Below are 19,593 nucleotides of genomic sequence, written 5' to 3'. Positions count from 1 at the left end.
CCGCGCGGCGCCCGCCCGCTGAGACGGGAGGCGAAGCCACCGGGGCGGGGGCGGCTCCCCGCCGGGGCCGGGGCGGGGGCGGGCCAGGCGGGGCGCGGCGGGTAACGCGCCGGGGCCGGGGGCGGGTAACGCGTCGGGCCGGGGGCGAGTACGCGCGGGACGGGGGCAGGTACGCCCCGGCGCCCGGGAGCGGGTACGCGCCGGCGCAAGGGGCGGGTACGCGCCCGGCCGCGAGCAGACGCACAGCGCTGCACCATTTGCACCACTCGACGCCGATTTACTTCGACTTGGGAGTCTTCGGTGCGAAGATGCTTCCGCTCCGCTCGGAGCGGCTCCCCCCACCTCGGCACCCCTCGGAGTGACGGCATGACTCAGGGATCGACCCGGCGCACGGTTCTCGCAACGGGCGCCGCCGCGGCACTCGCCGCCGGCTGCAGCGACTCGAATTCGGGCGGCGGCAGCTCGTCCGCCGCGGACGCCTCCTCGGCGGCACCGCAGACCCCGTCCACGGCCCCGCCGACCACGGCCGCCGCCGCGTCCCCGTCGCACAGCACGGCCGCCGCCGGCGCGGAACTGACGCGGACCGGTGACGTCCCGGTCGGCGGCGGAAAGATCATCAAGGAGCACGGGGTCGTCGTCACCCAGCCGGTGAAGGGCCAGTTCAAGGCCTTCTCCGCGATCTGCACCCACCAGGGCTGCACCGTCGCCTCGGTGGAGAACGGCACCATCGCCTGCCCCTGCCACGGCAGCATGTTCCATGCCGCCGACGGCTCGGTGGCCCACGGCCCGGCGGCCCGGCCGCTGGCCCCCAAGGAGATCAAGGTGGAGGGAAATTCCATCCGCCTGGCCTGACGGTCCGCGTACGCTCCCGGGCATGCAGCCCGAGGACCTGGTACGCGACCACACGATCTACGCCTGTGTGATGGGCTCGCGGGCTTTCGGGCTGGCGACGGAGAGCAGCGACACGGACCGCCGTGGCGTCTTCGTCGCCCCCGCCCCGCTCTTCTGGCGCTTCGAGAAGCCTCCGACGCACGTCGACGGGCCCCGGCCCGAACAGTTCAGCTGGGAACTGGAGCGCTTCTGCGCACTGGCGCTGCGCGGCAATCCGAACATCCTGGAGTGTCTGCACTCCCCGCTCGTGGAGCACGCCGACGGCACCGGCCGCGAACTGCTCGCCCTGCGCGAGGCGTTCCTGTCCCGCAGGGTGTACGCCACCTTCATCGGTTACGCCCGCGACCAGCGCCGCAGGCTCGACGCCGACGTACGCGCGCACGGCGCCCCGCGCTGGAAGCACGCGATGCACCTGCTGCGGCTGCTGGCGGGCGCCCGGGACCTGCTGCGCACGGGGCGTCCGGCCCTCGACGTAGGCGACGCGCGGCCCCGTCTGCTGGCCGTCAAGCGCGGCGAGGTCTCCTGGTCCGAGGTGGAGTCCTGGGCGGGCCGCCTGGCCGACGAGGCCGAGCGGGCGTGCCTGCGCACCCCGCTCCCCGCGGAACCCGACCAGCGGCGCGTGGAGGACTTCCTGATCCGGGTCCGCCACGCCTCGGCCCTCGCCCACCACCCGGCCGGTCCCGCCTGGACGGTCCCGGCCCCGGGCGGAGGTGTGCCGCCTACAGGTCGACTTCCTTCATCAGCATGCCGACCTCGGTGTTGGACAGACGGCGCAGCCAGCCCGACTTCTGGTCGCCCAGGGTGATGGGGCCGAACGCGGTGCGGACCAGCTTGTCGACCGGGAAGCCTGCCTCGGCGAGCATGCGCCGCACGATGTGCTTGCGGCCCTCGTGCAGGGTGACCTCGACGAGGTAGTTCTTGCCGGTCTGCTCGACGACCCGAAAGTGGTCGGCGCGCGCGTAGCCGTCCTCGAGCTGGATGCCGTCCTTGAGGCGCTTGCCGAGGTCGCGCGGGATCGGGCCGACGATGTGCGCGAGGTAGGTCTTGCGCACGCCGTACTTGGGGTGGGTCAGGCGGTGCGCCAGCTCACCGTGGTTGGTGAGCAGGATGACGCCCTCGGTCTCGGTGTCGAGCCGGCCGACGTGGAACAGCCGCGTCTCGCGGTTGGTGACGTAGTCGCCGAGGCACTGCCGGCCCTCGGGGTCCTCCATGGTGGAGACGACGCCGGCGGGCTTGTTCAGCGAGAAGAACTGGTACGACTGCGTGGCCACGGTCAGGCCGTCGACCTTGACCTCGTCCTTCTCCGGGTCGACCCGGCGGCCCTGCTCCAGGACGATCTCGCCGTTGATCTCGACCCTGGCCTGCTCGATCAGCTCCTCGCAGGCGCGCCGCGAACCGTACCCGGCGCGGGCGAGCACCTTCTGCAGCCGCTCGCCCTCCTGCTCGGCGCCCGGGAAGGTCTTGGGCAGCTTGATCTCCTTCTTGCCCGCGTACCGCTCGCGGTTGCGCTCCTCGGCGCGCGTCTCGTACTCACGGGAGCGGGCGGGCGCCGAGCGGTCCCGCCCGGTGCCCTGGCCCTGCCGGGGGCCGCCCTTGGCGCCGCCGCGCGCCGAGGCGCCCCGCCCGGACTTCGGGCCGGACTGGGTGGCGCCGGGACCGACGTCGTAGCGCCGCTCCTCCGGACGCGGCTTCTTCGGCCGGCCGCCCTGGTTGTCGTCACGGGAGTTGCCGGCGCCGCGGTGGTTACCGCGACCGCCACCGCTCCCGCCGCGGCCGCCGCTGTTGCCACCACGGCTCCCGCCGTTGTTTCCGCTGCTGTTCCTGCCGCTGCTGCTTCGCATCAAAGTTCCGTCTTGTCGTCTGCGTCCTCGGAATCCGGGGCGTCCGGATCGAACGACGGTACGGCTTCCTGGGTCTCGGCCTCGATCGCCTCCGCCTCCGGGAGGAAGGGCGCCAGCTCCGGGAGCTCGTCCAGACCGCGCAGGCCCATCCGCTCCAGGAAGTAGTTCGTCGTCCTGTACAGGATCGCACCTGTTTCGGGTTCCGCGCCCGCCTCCTCGACCAGTCCGCGCTGGAGGAGGGTGCGCATCACGCCGTCGCAGTTGACTCCGCGGACGGCGGAGACCCGGCTGCGGCTGACCGGCTGGCGGTAGGCGACCACCGCCAGGGTCTCCAGCGCGGCCTGGGTGAGCCGGGCCTGCTGCCCGTCCAGGACGAAGCCCTCGACGGCGGCGGCGTACTCGGGGCGGGTGTAGAAGCGCCAGCCGCCGGCGACCCGCCGCAGTTCGAAGCCGCGCCCCTGCACGGTGTACTCGTCGGCCAGCTCCCGCAGCGCGTCCGCGACCTGCCGCCGGGGCCGCTGGAGCGTCTTCGCCAGCAGTTCCTCGGTGGCGGGTTCGTCCACGACCATCAGGACGGCCTCCAGGGCGGGCTTGAGGTCGAGGCCGGCGACGCCGCGCAGGCCCGCGGGCAGTTCGGTGGTCTCCTCGCTCACGCCTTCTCCTCCTCGTCTCCCCGGGGCTCACCCACGCCGGGCTCGTCTTCTCCGGGCTCGGCCGATCCCGGCCCGCCCGCCGCGGGGTCGCCCGCTGCGGGGTCGTCCGCCCCTGGTTCCGCGGGCGTTTCACGCGGCCGGTCGAACTCGTCGGTCACCATGGCCCGCGCATCGCCGTCCCCGCCGGTCCAGCGCACGAGCAGGTCGCCGAGCGCCGTCTCCTGGTCAAGCGCCACGGCCTTCTCGCGGTACAGCTCCAGCAGCGCGAGGAACCGCGCCACGACGGTCAGGGTGTCGTCGGTGTCCTCCACCAGTGCGCGGAAGCTGGCCTCCCCCAGCTCCCGCAGCCGGGCGACGACGATCCCCGCCTGTTCCTGCACGCTGACCAGCGGTGCGTGGATGTGGTCCACGTACACCTGCGGTTTCGGCTTGGGCTGCATCGCCTTGACCGCGAGCCGCGCGAACCCCTCCGGGCCGATGCTGATGACGACCTCGGGCAGCAGCTCCGCGTGGTGCGGTTCGAGCCCGACGGTACGGGGGTGGCGCAGGGCCTCCTCGTCGAGCCGCTCGTTGAAGATGTCGGCGATCTGCTTGTACGCGCGGTACTGGAGCAGGCGGGCGAAGAGCAGGTCCCGGGCCTCCAGGAGGGCGAGGTCGGCCTCGTCCTCCACCTCGGCGGCGGGCAGCAGCCGGGCCGCCTTCAGGTCGAGCAGCGTGGCCGCCACCACCAGGAACTCGGTCGTCCGGTCCAGGTCGCCCTCGGGTCCCATGGCGCGCAGGTGCGCCATGAACTCGTCGGTCACCTTCGACAGGGCGATCTCGGTGACGTCGAGCTTGTGCCGGGAGATCAGCTGGAGCAGCAGGTCGAAGGGCCCCTCGAAGTTGGCGAGCCGGACCTTGAAGACACCGTCGTCGCTCGCTGCCGTCCCGGCGCTCGCGCCCCCGTCCGCGCCCTCCGTACCACCAGCACCGGGCACGCCCTCGGCACCACCGGCACCGTCCGCGCCGCCGGTGCCTTCGGTGCCACCGGTGCCGTCCGTTCCCTCCGCAACTCCGGTACCGGGCGCGCTCTCGGCACCACCGGTGCCGGGCCCGCCACCGGTCCCGTCCGCGCCCGCAGCGCCGTCCGCGCTCACCGAGCTGCCGGGACCGCCGGGGCGGGGAGCCGGCTCGCCGCGCGGACCGGCCGGCTGGGTCGGTTCCGCCGGGGCGACGCCCGCTCCGGCCGGGGCGACCGGCTCCGCAGGCACCTCGGGCTCCGGGCGCACCTCGGGCTCCGGGCGCGCCTCGGGCGCAGGCCGCCGCGTCGGCGGAACCGGGCCGGCGGGATCCACCACGGGCGCCGGCGGTGCGTCGGGCGCCGTCGGCGGGGCAGGCACCGCGGGCGGGGCGGGCTCCGGCGGCGGAGCGCTCGTCCCCGGTCCCCTCCCCAGCGCACGCCTGCGGGCGGCGGGGCCCGGGCCTGCGGGCGGAACGTCGTTCGAGGTCATAGCCTCCGCAGGCTACCGTTACCGTCCGCGCAGTCGGCGGACGAGGATGCTCGCGTCCCCGCGGGACTCCAGATCGGCCAGGACCACGGCGACCGCCTCGCGCACGATGCGGCCCCGGTCCACGGCCAGGCCGTGCTCGCCTCTGAGGACCAGGCGCGCGTGCTCCAGGTCCATGAGTTCCTCGGCGGAGACGTACACCGTGATCTTCTCGTCATGCCGTTCCCGCCCGCTGGGGCGGCGCGCCGCCGACCTCCCGCGCTTGCGGGCCGCCCCCGCGGCGCCCGCCGCGGAACCTTCCGGCGCCGCCTGGCGCCGCCCGCCGCGCTCCGCCCCGGCGCCCGCGGCGCCACGGCTGCGGGACTCGCCCGCCTCCGCCGGTTCGGCGTCGGCCGCCGCGTGTTCGGCGCCCTCGCCGTCACCGCCCTGCGCGGGCACCGCCTGCGGCGCGTCCTCCGCCGGGACGGCCGTGGCGTCGCTCTCCCCCGCCGGAGCCGGCACCCGGGCCTCGCCGCCCGGCTGGCGCCGGGGAGTGGACGCCTGGAGCGCGGTCCCCCCTGTCGTACGGAACAGTTCGTCGGCCCCCGGCAGACTCACTCGGCGTGACACCGGGCGAGCACCTCCCTGGCGAGCTGGCGGTAGGCGGCGGCACCGACGGAGTTGGAGGCGTACGTGGTGATCGGCTCACCGGCGACCGTGGTCTCCGGGAAGCGGACCGTGCGCCCGATGACCGTGTGGTAGACGTGGTCGTCGAACGCCTCGACGACACGCGCCAGCACCTCACGGCTGTGCACGGTGCGCGAGTCGTACATCGTGGCGAGGATGCCGTCCAGCTCCAGGTCGGGGTTGAGGCGCTCCTGGACCTTCTCGATCGTCTCGGTCAGCAGCGCGACACCGCGCAGCGCGAAGAACTCGCACTCCAGCGGCACGATCACCTTGTGTGCGGCCGTCAGGGCGTTCACGGTGAGCAGGCCGAGCGAGGGCTGGCAGTCGATGACGATGTAGTCGTAGTCGTCCATCAGCGGCTTGAGCGCCCGCTGGAGCGTGGACTCGCGCGCGACCTCGGAGACGAGCTGCACCTCGGCGGCCGACAGGTCGATGTTGCTGGGCAGCAGGTCCATGTTGGGGACCGCGGTCTTCAGCAGGACCTCGTCCGCGGACATGCCCCGCTCCATGAGCAGGTTGTAGACGGTGAGGTCCAGCTCCATGGGGTTGACGCCGAGACCCACCGACAGCGCGCCCTGCGGGTCGAAGTCCACGAGCAGCACCCGGCGTCCGTACTCCGCGAGCGCGGCACCCAGGTTGATGGTCGACGTCGTCTTGCCGACGCCGCCCTTCTGGTTGCACATCGCGATGATCTTCGCGGGACCGTGGTCGGTCAGCGGACCGGGGATCGGGAAGTACGGCAGCGGGCGTCCGGTCGGACCGATGCGCTCACGGCGCTGGCGGGCAGCGTCGGGCGCGAGTGTGGCCGCGTACTCGGGATCGGGCTCGTACTCGGCGTCGGGGTCGTAGAAGTGCCCCTCGGGCAGTTCGTCGTAGTCGGCGAAGTGGTTGTGGGGCGCGCCACTTCCGTCGCCGGCCATGGCGTTCACGTGATGGCCATCCATGCTCTGGTGTCCTGGCTGGGTCACCAGCGGGAACCGGTGACCCTGGTGGGCTGCGAAGGTGCGCACAGCGACGGAGCCGACAGCCTCGAGCCCCGTGGGGCTCTGGCCCCGCGCAGGCATTCCTGGTTGACCACCCCCGGGAGAAAATGTCGACTCATTCACAAGTCGTCTTACCTCCTTGGTGACCAGGGAACTTCTAGACAGGTCAGCGTGGCACCATGCCGACGGTTGGCGACTCTATGGCGTGTCGGGCGTCCGCAGCAACACAATCCGCCGGACCCGGCCCGATGTGTCGGCAATGAAACATCCCTCTGTCAAGGGCGTACGACCGTCGCACAGCAGGTTTCACCGGTGCGTGAATCGGTCGAATGGTTGCGTTCGAGGCGAGTTGGCCGTGTGCGGCGAAGTGACCATACACACATCCGGCCGGACCTTGTGGGGCAAGGTCCGGCCGGGTGCGTGGCGTTGACGACACGAGTTGACGTATCGCCTTTTTCCGTCGGGTGACTTGGTCGACTCCTCGACGCCGGGGCTCAGCCGAGCAGGGTCTCCAGCTCGACGTGGTCCAGGCCGTGCGCCTCGGCGACCTCCTTGTAGACCACCTTGCCGTCATGGGTGTTGAGACCCTTGGCGAGCGCGGCGTCGCGGCGCAGCGCCTCCACCCAGCCGCGGTTGGCGAGTTCGACGATGTACGGGAGCGTCGCGTTGGTCAGCGCGTAGGTCGAGGTGTTGGGGACCGCGCCGGGCATGTTGGCGACGCAGTAGAACACCGACTCGTGGACCTTGAAGGTCGGCTCGGCGTGCGTGGTCGGGTGGGAGTCTTCGAAGCAGCCGCCCTGGTCGATCGCGATGTCGACAAGGACACTTCCGGCCTTCATCCGCGACACCAGCTCGTTGGTGACCAGCTTCGGGGCCTTGGCGCCCGGGATGAGGACGGCACCGACCACGAGGTCGGCCTCCAGGCAGGCCTTCTCCAGCTCGAAGGCGTTGGAGACGACGGTCTGGATCTTCGTGCCGAAGATCTTGTCGGCTTCCTTGAGCTTGTTGATGTCCTTGTCGAGCAGGGTCACGTGGAAGCCCAGGCCGATGGCGATCTGCGCGGCGTTCCAGCCGGAGACGCCGCCGCCGATGATGACGGCCTTGCCGGCCGGCACGCCCGGGACGCCGCCCGGCAGCACGCCGCGGCCGCCGGCCGCGCGCATCAGGTGGTAGGCGCCGACCTGCGGGGCGAGGCGGCCCGCGACCTCGGACATCGGGGCGAGCAGCGGCAGCGCGCGGCTGGGCAGCTCGACGGTCTCGTAGGCGATCGCCGTGGTGCCGGACTCCAGGAGGGCGTCCGTGCACTCCTTGGAGGCGGCCAGGTGCAGGTAGGTGAAGAGGATCTGGTCCTTGCGGAGGCGGTGGTACTCCTCCGCGATCGGCTCCTTGACCTTGAGCAGCAGGTCGGCGGCGGCCCAGACCTCGTCGGCGGTCCCGAGGATCTCGGCGCCGGCCGTCACGTACTCCTCGTCCGGGATCGCGGAGCCGACGCCCGCGTTCCGCTCGACGACGACCTGGTGGCCGTTTCGCACCAGCTCGTGCACGCCGGCCGGGGTGATGGCCACCCGGAACTCGTTGTTCTTGACCTCGCGGGGGATGCCGACCTTCACGTCGATCACGGTCCTTGACTCAGGGAATGTGGGGCAATAAAGACGTACCCCGGCATGCGGGGGCATACCAGGAGACACCGCAGGAGAACGAGCGGCAGAGCCAGTTTAATGAAGGCGTTCGCGCTGTCTAGCCTTTCATTGCATCAATCTTCTGCGGATGTGCTGCGGATTTCGCAGGCCTTTCCGTCCTGTTCCTGTGATGTGTCGGCTCCGGGGGCCTCCGCTCCGGCCGTGGCGGGGGTCCGGCCCGGCCGGATCCCGCCCGCGAGCAGGCGTTCGGCGGCCCCCCGGTGCAGCTGCGCCGCCGCCGGATCGCCCAGCCGTTCCAGGGTGTCGCCGAGCCGCAGCTGGAGCGCGGCCTGCAGTCGTACGTCCTCGGCGCGGCGGGCCCACTCGACCGCCTCCTGGCAGGTGCGCAGGCACTCCTCGGGCCGTCCCGCGTACTCCTGGACCCGGGCCAGCTCGCTCAACGCCCGCGCGTGGGCGGCGACATCGCCCGTCCTGCGGTGCGCGGCGACGGCGGCCCGCCAGTTGCGCAGCGCCTCGCCGTAGTGGCCGGCGTAGGTGTGGGCGGCGGCGATCCGGCCGTAGAGCCGGGCGGCGTCGGCGTGCTCGCCGCGCGCCAGCCGCTGGGCCAGGGCGCGGCCGAACCAGTCGGCGGCCCGGTCGTGGTCGCCCAGTTCCTGGTGCGCGGCGCCTACGGATTCCATCGCGCGGCCGGTCGCGTACGGGTCGTTCGCCACGCGTCCGGCGTCCAGCGCGGCCCGGTAGCGGGCGAGCGCCTTCGCCGTCCGGCCGGTGCGGGCGTCCAGGTCGGCCAGGTTCAGCAGGGCGGCGGCCTGCTCCCGGGGCAGACGCTGCCGCTCGGCGACGTCGAGGACCAGGCGGTGGATGCCGTAGAGGTCACCGGCCGCGGCCTGGGTGCCCAGGTGGGCGACCATCGCCCGCACCAGCTGGGACATCAGGCGGCGGGCCAGGGTGTCCAGCTCGCCGTCGGCGACCGCGAGCCGGGCCGCGGCCAGCAGCGCGGGCCTGCGGGCCCGCAGCCACTGTCCGGCGGCCCCCGGGTCGGCGAAGCGCAGGGCGGGCGGCAGGTTCTTCAGCTTCTCCCGGGTCTCCGGGCTGTCGGTCTCGGTGACCGCCCGGCAGGACTGGAGCAGCCGTACGGTCCGTTCCAGCATCCGGGCCCGGGCCAGTTGCAGCTCGGCGGGGCGCTCCTCGCGCTCGGCGAGGGCCAGCAGCAGCGGGTGCAGGCAGCCGGGCACCTCGTAGCGGGGCAGCGGGGAGGGGAGGGGGCGCAGCAGGCCCAGGGCGGCGAAGCGGTCGAGCAGGGGCCGGGCGCCGTCCAGGGAGGTGCCGGCGAGCGCGGAGGCGGTGTGCGGGTCCACGTCGCCGGCCGGGGCGAGGGCGAGCAGGCGCAGCATCCGGGCGGCGGACTTCGGCAGGTCCGCGTGGACGAGGTGCAGGACGCGGGCGAGGGGGGCGCTCTCCCCGGTGTCGGCGTGCAGCCGTTTGGCGAGGTCGGAGACGGTCTCCTCGGGGTGGGCGGCGAGCAGGCCGCCGGCCAGGGTGAGGGCGGCGGGCTGGCCCTGGCAGACCTCGACCAGGTTCTCGGCGGCGCGCGGGTCGACGGTGATGCGCACCGGGTCGATGTGCTGGGTGAGCAGGTCGAGGGCGGACTTGGTGTCGAGCCCGCCCAGGGTGCAGGGGCGGACGTCGGCGATGCCGGTGAGCGGGCCCTGGGCGACGGCGACGAGCAGGCAGTCGGCGTTGTCCGGCAGCAGCGCGTCGACCTGCTCGGCGCCGGCCGCGTCGTCGAGCAGGAGCAGGACGCGGCGCTCGGCCAGCGCGGTGCGCAGGGCGTCGGTCAGGTCGTCCTCGGCGGCGCCCGGCGCGGCGGGCAGGCCGAGGGCGGTGAGCAGCTCGCCCGCGGTGCGGCCGACCGGGACGGGGGTGCCGTCGGGCTCGGTGAGCCGGGCCCGCAGCACGCCGTCGGGGTAACGGTCCGCGACCTGCCGTACCAGTTCCTCGGCGAGCGCGGTGCGGCCGGATCCGGGCCTGCCGGCGACCAGCAGGACGCGGGCGCGGGGGGCCTTGCGGCCGGAGATGGTGTCGAGCCCGGCGCGCGCGATGTCGGCGCGCAGTTCCTTCAACTCCCGTGCACGGCCGAGGAAGTGGCGCTCGGGGGCCGCCGGCGACCGGTCGTCACCGGACGGGTTCGCGCCACCTGCGTCCACCGCCTGATCCGTCACGGGCCACACTCCCGTCCCACCGCACGCGCATACCCGCCGGGACTCCGGTACGGGCGTTTGAAGAGCCTAGTTGACGCTCTGCGACGTTCCGGGACGAGCGCGGCGCGAGGTCGCCCAATCGGATCAGCCGATGGTCACACCGGACGGGAGCACGGCCCGCCGCGCCCGCTGTAGGGGCCGAGTGGCCCACGCAAGGGGCCAGGCGACTGCTCAGGGGACGAGCGGGCCGGGAGAGCGAGCGGCCGGTCCGGGGAGCGAGGCGCCGGCTCGGAGAACGGGCGGCCGGCCGAGGAGGCAGGCGGCCCGCTCGGGGGGGGCGACGGCCCGCTCAGGGAGCGAGCGGCCGACTCGCAGAGCGGGGCGCGGGGCGCGCGGGCTCAGGGAGCGGACCGCCCGTCCAGGAGGCCGGCGGCCGGTTCAGGACGCGAAGGGGCGGGCCGGCCACGGGGCCTGTGCCGGACGCAGCGCGTCCAGGCCCGCACCGCCCTGCCGTGCCGCCACCAGCGCGAGGACACCCACCACGAGGCAGTTGTTGTGCAGCTCGCCGGCGAGCACACCGCGCACCAGGTCCCCGACCGGCACCCGGTCGAGTTCCATGTCCGTCTCCTCGTGCTCGGCCTCGAAGCGCTCGCCCTCCGCCTCGGACAGGTCACGGGCGAGGAAGATCCGCACGGCTTCGTCGCAGCCGCCGGGCGTGGTGTAGACGTCGGTCAGCACCCGCCAGTCCTCCGCCTTGACGTGCGCCTCCTCGTACAGCTCGCGCCGGGCGGCGTGCAGCGGGTTCTCGCCGGGCACGTCGAGCAGTCCGGCCGGGATCTCCCACAGCCGCTGCCGCACCGGGTGGCGGTACTGCCGGATGACCAGGACGCGGTCCTGCTCGTCCAGGGCGAGGACGGCCACGGAGCCGGGGTGGACCTGGTAGTCGCGGGAGGACACCGAGCCGTCGGGCATGACCACCTCGTCGGTCCGCATCGAGGTCTTGGCCCCGGTGAACGGCGTCCGGGTCCCCCGGACCTCCCACTCCTCGGGGGTGTCCTTGATCGTCATGCCCTGTCCTCCCGCACCTTGCCGTAGCTGTACGCAACCGGGGTGCCCACCATCGCGGCGGGCACCCCGGCAACCGTACAACCGGTGCGTTACTTGCCGGTCTTCCGCTCCACGGCGGCCTTCACCAGCCCGGCGAACAGCGGGTGCGGGCGGGTCGGGCGCGAGCGCAGCTCCGGGTGGGCCTGGGTGGCGACCAGGTAGGGGTGGACCTCGCGCGGGTACTCGACGTACTCGACGAGCTTGCCGTCCGGGGAGGTGCCGGAGAAGACGATGCCGGCCTTCTTCTCCAGTTCGGCGCGGTAGGCATTGTTCACCTCGTAGCGGTGGCGGTGGCGCTCCTCGACGTACTCCTTGCCGTCGTAGACCTCGCGCACGATGGAACCCTCGGCCAGCTTGGCCGGGTACATGCCCAGCCGCATGGTTCCGCCCATGTCGCCCTCACCGGCGACGATGTCCATCTGCTCGGCCATGGTGGAGATCACCGGGTGCGCGGTGGCCGGGTCGAACTCGGTGGAGTTGGCGTCCGAGATGTCGGCGAGGCCGCGCGCGGCCTCGATCACGATGCACTGCAGGCCCAGGCAGAGGCCGAGCAGCGGGATCTTGTTCTCGCGGGCGTAGCGGATCGCGCCGACCTTGCCGAGCACGCCCCGGTCGCCGAAGCCGCCGGGGATGCAGATGCCGTCGACGTCGGAGAGCTGGGCCTTGGCGCCGGCCGGGGTCTTGCAGTCGTCGGAGGTGACCCACTTGATCTTCACCCGGGCCTTGTTGGCGAAGCCGCCCGCGCGCAGCGCCTCGGTGACCGACAGGTAGGCGTCGGGCAGGTCGATGTACTTGCCGACCAGGGCGAGGGTGATCTCGTGGTCGGGGTTGTGGACGCGGTCGAGCAGGTCGTCCCAGGTCGTCCAGTCCACGTCGCGGAAGGGCAGGTCGAGCTTGCGCACGACGTAGGCGTCCAGGCCCTCGGTGTGCACGACCTTCGGGATGTCGTAGATCGAGCGGGCGTCGGGGCAGGCCACCACGGCGTCCTCGTCGACGTCGCACATCAGCGAGATCTTCCGCTTGATCGCGGTCGGGACCTCGCGGTCGCAGCGCAGCACGATCGCGTCCGGCTGGATGCCGATGTTGCGCAGCGCGGCCACCGAGTGCTGGGTCGGCTTGGTCTTCAGCTCACCGGAGGGACCGATGTAGGGCAGCAGCGAGATGTGCACCACGAAGACGTTGTCCCGGCCGACCTCGTGGCGGACCTGGCGGACGGTCTCCAGGAACGGCAGCGACTCGATGTCGCCGACCGTGCCGCCGACCTCGGTGATGACGACGTCCACCTCGTCGGTGGCCATGCGCCGGATGCGGTGCTTGATCTCGTTGGTGATGTGCGGGATGACCTGCACCGTGTCGCCGAGGTACTCGCCGCGCCGCTCCTTGGCGATCACCGTCGAGTACACCTGGCCGGTCGTGACGTTGGCCGAGCCGTCCAGGTCGCGGTCGAGGAAGCGCTCGTAGTGGCCGATGTCCAGGTCGGTCTCGGCGCCGTCGTTGGTGACGAAGACCTCACCGTGCTGGAAGGGGTTCATCGTGCCGGGGTCGACGTTCAGGTACGGGTCGAGCTTCTGCATCACGACGCGCAGGCCCCGGGCCTTGAGGAGCATGCCGAGGCTCGAGGCGGTGAGGCCCTTTCCGAGCGAGGAGGCGACACCCCCGGTGACGAAGATGTGCTTGGTCGTCGTTGATTTGGGCGGCATGGCCAAGAGGGGGCTCCCGTGGTCGCGGATTGTCGTGCGGTACGGCGGTCCGGCCCGGGGAACCCGGGTTGTCCGGCTGGGGTGCCGTCGCTGCGGTTCGGGGGTTTCGAGCCCACCGGTCCACGGGCTACCAGGGTATCAGCGCCGGACGGTGATGGCTTCCGGCCACGCTCCGCGCACAGGTCGGCACGGGTGCGCGACGGTCACGGATCCCTCACCCCTGGCTCACCCGTTCGGCGCATGCTGGTTGCCCGGAGCGGCACGCGGATCATCTGCGTGCGTCGTATCCTGCTCGGACACTCGCTGCCGAGCCCGGCCGGAAAAAACGGCACCACCCCCGCCCGTACACACCGGAACAACGAGAGCTCGTCAGTTCGTTGAGCAAAGGTTGTCGTTCTGCCTCACGGCCGACCGGCGGTCTGCTGCACCGCTCAACGACGCATCACACCCCCCTTGACCGCACTAGCGACCGCCCCGAATGCGGGGTGACGTGGCCGTTCGACTGGAGTTGCACGTGGCCGGGCGCATCGAAGACTACGCACTCATCGGAGACATGCAGACCGCTGCCCTGGTCTGCCGGGACGGGACGGTCGACTGGCTGTGCCTGCCCCGCTTCGACTCGCATGCCATCTTCGCCGGCCTGCTGGGCACCGAGGAGCACGGCTTCTGGCGGCTCGGCCCCGCGTTCCCGGAGGGTGCCGAGCCGCCCACGGCCGACCGGCGCGGCTACCGCGGCGACTCGCTGATCCTGGAATCGGAGTGGGACACCCCGCACGGCACCGTCCGCGTGACCGATTTCATGCCCCCGCGGGACGGCGCCCCGCAGCTGATCCGCATCGTGGAGGGCGTCACCGGCCGGGTGCCGATGCGCTCCGCCCTGCGCATGCGCTTCTCCTACGGCCGGGTCGTGCCCTGGGTGCACCGCAACGAGGCCCGCACCGTGGCGGTCGCGGGCCCGGACTCCGTGTGGTTCGACACATCCGTGGAGACCTACGGCGAGTCGCTGACCACGTACGCGGACTTCACGGTCGCTCCCGGTGACCGGATCGCGTTCACCATCTCCTGGCAGCCCTCGCACAAGGAGGCGCCGCCGGAGCCGGAGCCCGAGCAGTCGCTGGAGGCGACCGAGGACTTCTGGCGCGAGTGGGTCGGGCACTGCACGTACCACGGCCCCTACCGTGAGGCCGTGATCCGCTCCCTGATCACGCTGAAGGCCCTGACCTACGCCCCCACCGGCGGCATCGTCGCCGCGCCCACCACCTCCCTGCCGGAGGACATCGGCGGCGTACGCAACTGGGACTACCGCTACACCTGGCTGCGGGACGCGGCGATCACCCTGTCCTCGCTGCTGCGCACCGGCTACCGCGAGGAGGCCCGCGCCTGGCGCGAGTGGCTGCTGCGCGCCGTCGCCGGCGACCCGGAGAACCTCCAGATCATGTACGGCATCGCCGGCGAGCGCGAACTCGGCGAGGCGGAGCTGGACTGGCTGCCCGGCTACGAGAACTCCGCCCCGGTCCGGGTCGGCAACGGCGCCGCGCACCAGCTCCAGCTCGACGTCTACGGCGAGGTCACCGAGGCCCTGCACCTGGCCCACATGACGGGCCTGGCCCGCAACGACTACGCCTCGCTGCTCCAGCTCAAGCTGATCCGCTACCTGGAGAAGCACTGGCAGGAGCCGGACGAGGGCATCTGGGAGGTGCGCGGGCCGCGCCGGCACTTCGTGCACTCCAAGGTCATGGCCTGGGTCGCCGTGGACCGCACGATCAAGCTGATGGAGTCCGGTGACGTCGACGGCCCGCTGGACCGCTGGAAGGACCTGCGCGACGAGATCCACCGGGACGTCTGCGAGAAGGGCTACGACAAGGAGCGCAACACCTTCACCCAGTCCTACGGCTCGCGCGAGCTGGACGCCTCCCTGCTGCTCATCCCGCAGATGGGCTTCCTGCCGCCGGACGACAAGCGGGTCATCGGCACCATCGAGGCCATCCAGCGGGAGCTGTCCACCTCGGACGGGTTCATCCTGCGCTACCCCACCGACGGCGACCACGCGGGCGTCGACGGCCTCCCCGGCGACGAGGGCGCCTTCCTCGCGTGCTCGTTCTGGATGGCCGACGACCTGGCGATGATCGGCCGCGTCGACGAGGCGCGCAAGCTCTTCGAGAAGCTCCTGTCCCTGCGCAACGACCTCGGCCTGCTGGCGGAGGAGTGGGACCCCCGCCTGCAGCGCCAGGTCGGCAACTTCCCGCAGGCCTTCAGCCACGTCCCGCTGATCGACACGGCGCTGCGTCTGACGGCCAGCGGGGCGTACGGGGGCTGAGACGCACCGGGGCGGCGTCCCGGCGGCCCACCCCGGCCGCCGGGACGCCGTGCACCCGGCCCTGTCCCCGTGACGTCGGCGCGGCCCTGTCCCGGGTGACGTCCGCCCGGCCCTGTTCCGGCGGCCTTCGCCCGGCCCCGTCCCCGGTGGCCTCCACCCCGCACTGTCCCGGTGGCGTTTCCCCAGGTAGCGTCCGGTTTCATGGACCGCAGACTCGACACCGAGGGCGCCGGGATCACCGTGCAGCGCGCCCTCGAACTGCCCGGCCTCCGCAGCGGCCTGCCCGAGATCGTGGCCGGCGGCGACCGGCTGGGCCGCACCGTGCGCTGGGTGCACGCCGGGGAGGTCCCCAACATCGCCTCCCTGCTCAAGGGCGGTGAACTCCTGCTGACCACCGGCTACGGCCTGGGCACCCGCCCCGCCGACCAGCGCGCCTTCGTCCGCACCCTGGCCGAGCGCGGTATCGCGGCCCTCGTCGTGGAGCTGGGCCCCCGCTTCAGCCGGCTGCCCGCCGCCCTCGTCGAGACCGCCCGCTCGGCCGGTCTCCCGCTCGTCCAGCTGCACCGCGAGGTGCCGTTCGTGACGGTCACCGAAGAGATCCACACGGAGATCGTCAACGGTCACTACGCCCTGCTCCAGCGCGCCGAGGAAGTGCACCGGCGCTGCACCGAGGCGCTGCTCGGCGGCGGCGGGGTGCCGCAGGTGCTCGGCATCCTCGCCGACTTCGGCTCCAACCCGGTCTTCCTGGAGACCGCGGAGGGACGGCTGCTGTACGCGGCGGGCGCCGGGCCGGAGGGCGCCGACGCGCTCCAGGTCTGGGAAGGACTGCGCGGCCAGCACAAGGAGACCCCGCCGCCCGCCGGTTCCGTCCTGGTGGATGTGCCCGGCGGCGGCGTCGGTCCCGGCTCGGTCCGCGCCCGGCTCGTCCTGCTGCCCGTGCGCGCCCCGCTCGCCCCCGTGCACCGCATGGCCGCCGAACGGGCGGCCGGGATCCTCGCCGTGGTGCTGATGCAGGCCCGCCAGGAGGAGGAGCTGGCCGCGCGCGGACGCGGCGACTTCCTCACCGACCTCGCCGAGGGCCGTATCGCCGCGGAGGACGCCCCCGCGCAGGCCCGGGTGCTCGGCTTCAAACCGGGCGGCAGCCCCCTGCTGCCCGTGGTCATGCGGCTCGGGGACGCCCTGGCACCGGGCGGCGGGGGCGGCTGGGCGGTGCTGGCGCGGGCGGTCGCCGAGGAACTGGCCGCGGTCGGTGTGCCGGCCCTGCTGGGCGTACGGCCGGTCGAGGGCCGGGTGCTGCTGCTGGTCGGGCTGCGCGCCGAGGCGGAGCGGTCGGCGGTCGCGGACCGGGTCGCTGCGGCGCTGCGGGCGGGCGGGGAACGGGCCGGCCTGCGGCGCCCCGCTCCTCCCCCGGCCTCCGCGGGCCGGGGCTACCCGCAGCCCGTGGTGGTCGTCGGTGTCGCGGGCGGCTGGGCGGCGGCCTCGGCGGGCCTGCGGCACGCCGCCGAGACGGCGACGGCGGCGCAGGGGCTGCCGGAGCGGCCCTGGTACGACGCGCGCCGCCTCGACATCGACCTGCTGCTGTGGCGGCTGCGCGGCCATCCGGACCTGGCGGCCTTCGTGGAGCGTGCCATCGGTCCGCTGCAGGACCACGACCGCCGCTCCAAGCCGCCGCTGCTCCCCACCCTCCAGACGTATCTGGCGCACGCGGGCCGCAAGGCGGAGACGGCCCGCGAGCTGCACCTGAACCGTCAGACCCTCTACAACCGGCTCGCCCGGATCGGGGAGTTGCTGGGCACCGACCTGGACGACCCGCAGACGGTGCTGGCGTTGAGCCTGGCGCTGCGGGCCCGGCGGCACGTGGCGTCGTGAACGGCGGGCGGGGCGCCGCGAAGGACGGCCGGGGCGTCGCGGACGGCGGGCGGGGCGCCGCGAAGGACGGCCGGGGCGTCACGGACGGCGGGCATGGCACGGCGAACGGCGGGCGGCGCGCCTCGAAGGGCGGCCGGGGCGTCGGCACCCCGAAGGGCGGGTCGGGCCAACGGCTTCAGAGCGGGCTCGCCGGCTCGGTCAGCTCGTCGTAGACACTGAGGACCTGGGCGACGGTCTCGTCCTCGGTGGGCCAGCCCGCGGCCTGCGCCGCTCCCTTGGCCCGCAGCAGTTCACGGCGCCCGGGGTCGGCGAGCAGCCGGACGACGGCGGCGGCGAGGGCGTGCGGATCGCCGTACGGGACGAGTTCGGCCGCGTCGCCCACCAGGTCGGGGACCCCTCCGACGGCGGTGGCGACGAGCGGCACCCGGGCGAGCAGCGCCTCCTGGGCGAACACGGAGCGCGGCTCCCAACTGCTGGTCACCAGCGCGAGATCGGCGGCCGTGAGGAGCCGGTGCACGTCGTCGCGGACCCCGAGGAGCCGGACCGGCAGCTCCTCGTCCTCGATCCGCCGCTGCAGCGTCGCGCGCAGCGGCCCCTCCCCCGCGACGACGATCAGCGGCACCGGGTCGAGACGGCGCCAGGAACCTGCCGCGTCCAGCAGGTACTCGTAGCCGCGGTGCCGGTCGAGGGAGCCGACGGCGAGGAGCAACGGGCGTCCGGTGGCGCCGAGTTCGGCCCGCAGCTTGGCGCGTCGCCCTTCCGGGTCGTCGTGGTCGGGGCAGCTGTCGCCGCGGGGCGGGCCGGGCAGCGCGGTGGCGGCCAGGCGGGCGTCACGGGCACCGGCGCGGCGGGCCCGGTCCACGAGGTCCGAGGTGGTGCCCAGCACCACGGTGGCCGCCTTCACCACCCGCCGCTCCAGCAGCCGCAGGAAATGGGCCCGCGCCCCCTGCTCCAGGGCGCGGTTGTGCCAGGTGACGACGAGGGGCGTACGGCGCCCGCGCAGCGCCAGCACCGCGCGGAAGGAGGCGTGCAGTCCGTGCGCGTGCACGAGATGGGCCTGTGAGCAGGCCGCCCGCAGCGCCGCCACCGACGCGGGATCGCTGCTGCGCGGCACGTGCACGTGGTCGGCGCCGACGCCGGTGAAGTCGTAGGCGCGGTCGGCCTCCTCGGGGGCGCACACCGTGACCCGCACGCCCCGCGCCACGAGTCCCGCGGCCAGCGAACGCACGTGCGCACTGCTGCCCGCGTTGCCGCCGCCGACCACCTGCACGGTGCGCAACGGCGACTGACCGTGCGGTGCGTTGCTGCTGACGGGGCTCACGCGGGCGGGGCTCCTGGTTCGGCGTGGTGCGGTCACGAAGAAACGTACAGAAGGTATCGGGGGCGCGACGCGGCCCGTGCGCGCCTGTCGGGCGTACCGCGTTCTTCGCCAAGGATGCCAGCACGTACGGGGGTTACGGACCCGGCGGGCGGTCGCGCCGGGCGGCGCCCGCGGCGGGCGCGCCCGCGCGCGTCATCCGCACGAGTGAGGAAACGGCGGGAACGGCGGCGCGCGGCGGAGCACTTGCCCGGACGACGGAGTGCATCCGAGCGCCCGCCCCCCGGGGAGGGCGTACAGGCGCACCGAGGGGCGCCCCGCACCCCCGCCCACGCGCCGTCTCCGCCTGCACGCTGCCGCGGCGCGCGCTGCCGGGGAGACGTCCCGCCACGCGGCGCGCTGCGGTCGAGAACGGCACGTTGGTCCAGGTGGGAGGGGTGCGGCCCAGTGAAGGAGCGCCACTGCGGGCGCACGCTGCCGGGGACACTCCCGCCACGCGGCACGCTGCCGTCGAGATCGGCGCGGTGATCCGGGAGGGAGGAGCGCGGCCCGGTGAGGGAGCGCCACTGCGGGCGCACGCTGCCGGGGACACTCCCGCCACGCGGCGCCCTGCCGTCGAGATCGGCGCGGTGGTCCGGGAGGGAGGGGCTCGGTCAGGTGTGGGAGCGCCGCTGATCGCCTGGGCGCGGCCGGCCGAGCGGACGCCGCCGATCGTCTGGGCGCGGCCCGCCGGTTCCGTGCCGCCGGTCGCCCGGGCATCGTCAGCCGGTTACGTGCCCCGGCCGCCCGAGTGGCCGGGCCACGGGCGCTCGGGCGCCGTCAGCCGGCCGAGGGCCGGCGTCCGACGGTGCCCCCGCGCCGGACCGTCCGCCGGGTCGGGCTGCCGGCCGTCGTGGTGGTCCCGGGCGGCGGGGCCGGGC

At 73.6% G+C, this 19,593-nt stretch carries 14 protein-coding genes; 4 read left to right on the top strand and 10 right to left on the bottom strand.

What is annotated here, in order from left to right:
- The first annotated feature begins 366 nt into the window (after positions 1 to 366).
- Both AC6I72_RS25010 and AC6I72_RS25005 read left to right on the top strand, forming a co-directional pair.
- Positions 367 to 852 carry a Rieske (2Fe-2S) protein gene (locus AC6I72_RS25010; protein WP_498003406.1) on the top strand — a complete coding sequence of 162 codons (486 nt, stop codon included), beginning with the start codon at positions 367 to 369 and terminating at the stop codon, positions 850 to 852.
- 22 nt (positions 853 to 874) lie between these two features.
- Positions 875 to 1,696 (top strand): nucleotidyltransferase domain-containing protein, encoded by an 822-nt coding sequence (locus AC6I72_RS25005; RefSeq protein WP_498003405.1) that lies wholly within the window; start codon positions 875 to 877, stop codon positions 1,694 to 1,696.
- On the opposite strand, the gene AC6I72_RS25000 is transcribed toward AC6I72_RS25005, so the two are convergent.
- From AC6I72_RS25000 to pyrG, 9 genes are all read right to left on the bottom strand, one after another.
- Positions 1,611 to 2,732, bottom strand: a complete 1,122-nt coding sequence (locus AC6I72_RS25000; protein WP_498003404.1) for a pseudouridine synthase — start codon at positions 2,730 to 2,732, stop codon at positions 1,611 to 1,613. The genes AC6I72_RS25005 and AC6I72_RS25000 overlap by 86 nt on opposite strands.
- Positions 2,732 to 3,385, bottom strand: coding sequence for an SMC-Scp complex subunit ScpB (gene scpB, locus AC6I72_RS24995; RefSeq protein ID WP_498003403.1), 654 nt, complete (start codon positions 3,383 to 3,385; stop codon positions 2,732 to 2,734). Before scpB ends, AC6I72_RS25000 begins: the two co-directional genes overlap by 1 nt.
- The gene (locus AC6I72_RS24990; RefSeq protein ID WP_498003402.1) at positions 3,382 to 4,635 is read right to left on the bottom strand and encodes a segregation and condensation protein A; all 1,254 of its coding nucleotides are present in this window, start codon (positions 4,633 to 4,635) and stop codon (positions 3,382 to 3,384) included. Before AC6I72_RS24990 ends, scpB begins: the two co-directional genes overlap by 4 nt.
- Positions 4,636 to 4,893: 258 nt before the next feature.
- Positions 4,894 to 5,481, bottom strand: a complete 588-nt coding sequence (locus tag AC6I72_RS24985; protein WP_498003401.1) for a hypothetical protein — start codon at positions 5,479 to 5,481, stop codon at positions 4,894 to 4,896.
- The gene (locus AC6I72_RS24980; protein ID WP_498003400.1) at positions 5,466 to 6,602 is read right to left on the bottom strand and encodes a ParA family protein; all 1,137 of its coding nucleotides are present in this window, start codon (positions 6,600 to 6,602) and stop codon (positions 5,466 to 5,468) included. Before AC6I72_RS24980 ends, AC6I72_RS24985 begins: the two co-directional genes overlap by 16 nt.
- Positions 6,603 to 7,015: 413 nt before the next feature.
- Positions 7,016 to 8,140 (bottom strand): alanine dehydrogenase, encoded by a 1,125-nt coding sequence (gene ald / locus AC6I72_RS24975; protein ID WP_498003399.1) that lies wholly within the window; start codon positions 8,138 to 8,140, stop codon positions 7,016 to 7,018.
- Positions 8,141 to 8,274: 134 nt separating this feature from the next.
- A complete protein-coding gene (locus tag AC6I72_RS24970; RefSeq protein ID WP_498003398.1) occupies positions 8,275 to 10,383 on the bottom strand; it encodes a tetratricopeptide repeat protein in 2,109 nt (702 codons plus the stop codon).
- A 417-nt stretch (positions 10,384 to 10,800) separates the two neighbouring features.
- The gene (locus AC6I72_RS24965) at positions 10,801 to 11,430 is read right to left on the bottom strand and encodes an NUDIX domain-containing protein (protein WP_498003397.1); all 630 of its coding nucleotides are present in this window, start codon (positions 11,428 to 11,430) and stop codon (positions 10,801 to 10,803) included.
- Positions 11,431 to 11,519: 89 nt separating this feature from the next.
- On the bottom strand, positions 11,520 to 13,169 hold the full coding sequence (gene pyrG / locus AC6I72_RS24960) for a CTP synthase (RefSeq protein ID WP_498003396.1): 1,650 nt from the start codon (positions 13,167 to 13,169) through the stop codon (positions 11,520 to 11,522).
- A 514-nt stretch (positions 13,170 to 13,683) separates the two neighbouring features.
- On the opposite strand from pyrG, the gene AC6I72_RS24955 reads away from it, so the two are divergent.
- Together AC6I72_RS24955 and AC6I72_RS24950 are read left to right on the top strand one after the other, a co-directional pair.
- Positions 13,684 to 15,486 (top strand): glycoside hydrolase family 15 protein, encoded by a 1,803-nt coding sequence (locus tag AC6I72_RS24955; RefSeq protein WP_498004817.1) that lies wholly within the window; start codon positions 13,684 to 13,686, stop codon positions 15,484 to 15,486.
- 201 nt (positions 15,487 to 15,687) lie between these two features.
- The gene (locus AC6I72_RS24950; protein ID WP_498003395.1) at positions 15,688 to 17,355 is read left to right on the top strand and encodes a PucR family transcriptional regulator; all 1,668 of its coding nucleotides are present in this window, start codon (positions 15,688 to 15,690) and stop codon (positions 17,353 to 17,355) included.
- Positions 17,356 to 17,530: 175 nt separating this feature from the next.
- Here AC6I72_RS24950 and AC6I72_RS24945 read toward each other — a convergent pair whose 3' ends face one another.
- Positions 17,531 to 18,676 (bottom strand): glycosyltransferase family 4 protein, encoded by a 1,146-nt coding sequence (locus AC6I72_RS24945; RefSeq protein ID WP_498003394.1) that lies wholly within the window; start codon positions 18,674 to 18,676, stop codon positions 17,531 to 17,533.
- Between the last annotated feature and the right edge of the window lie 917 nt (positions 18,677 to 19,593).

The organism is Streptomyces sp. Xyl84, from assembly GCF_059731885.1.
Note: the sequence above shows the minus strand (reverse complement) of the source record. Positions and strands in the feature narration are given on the sequence as shown.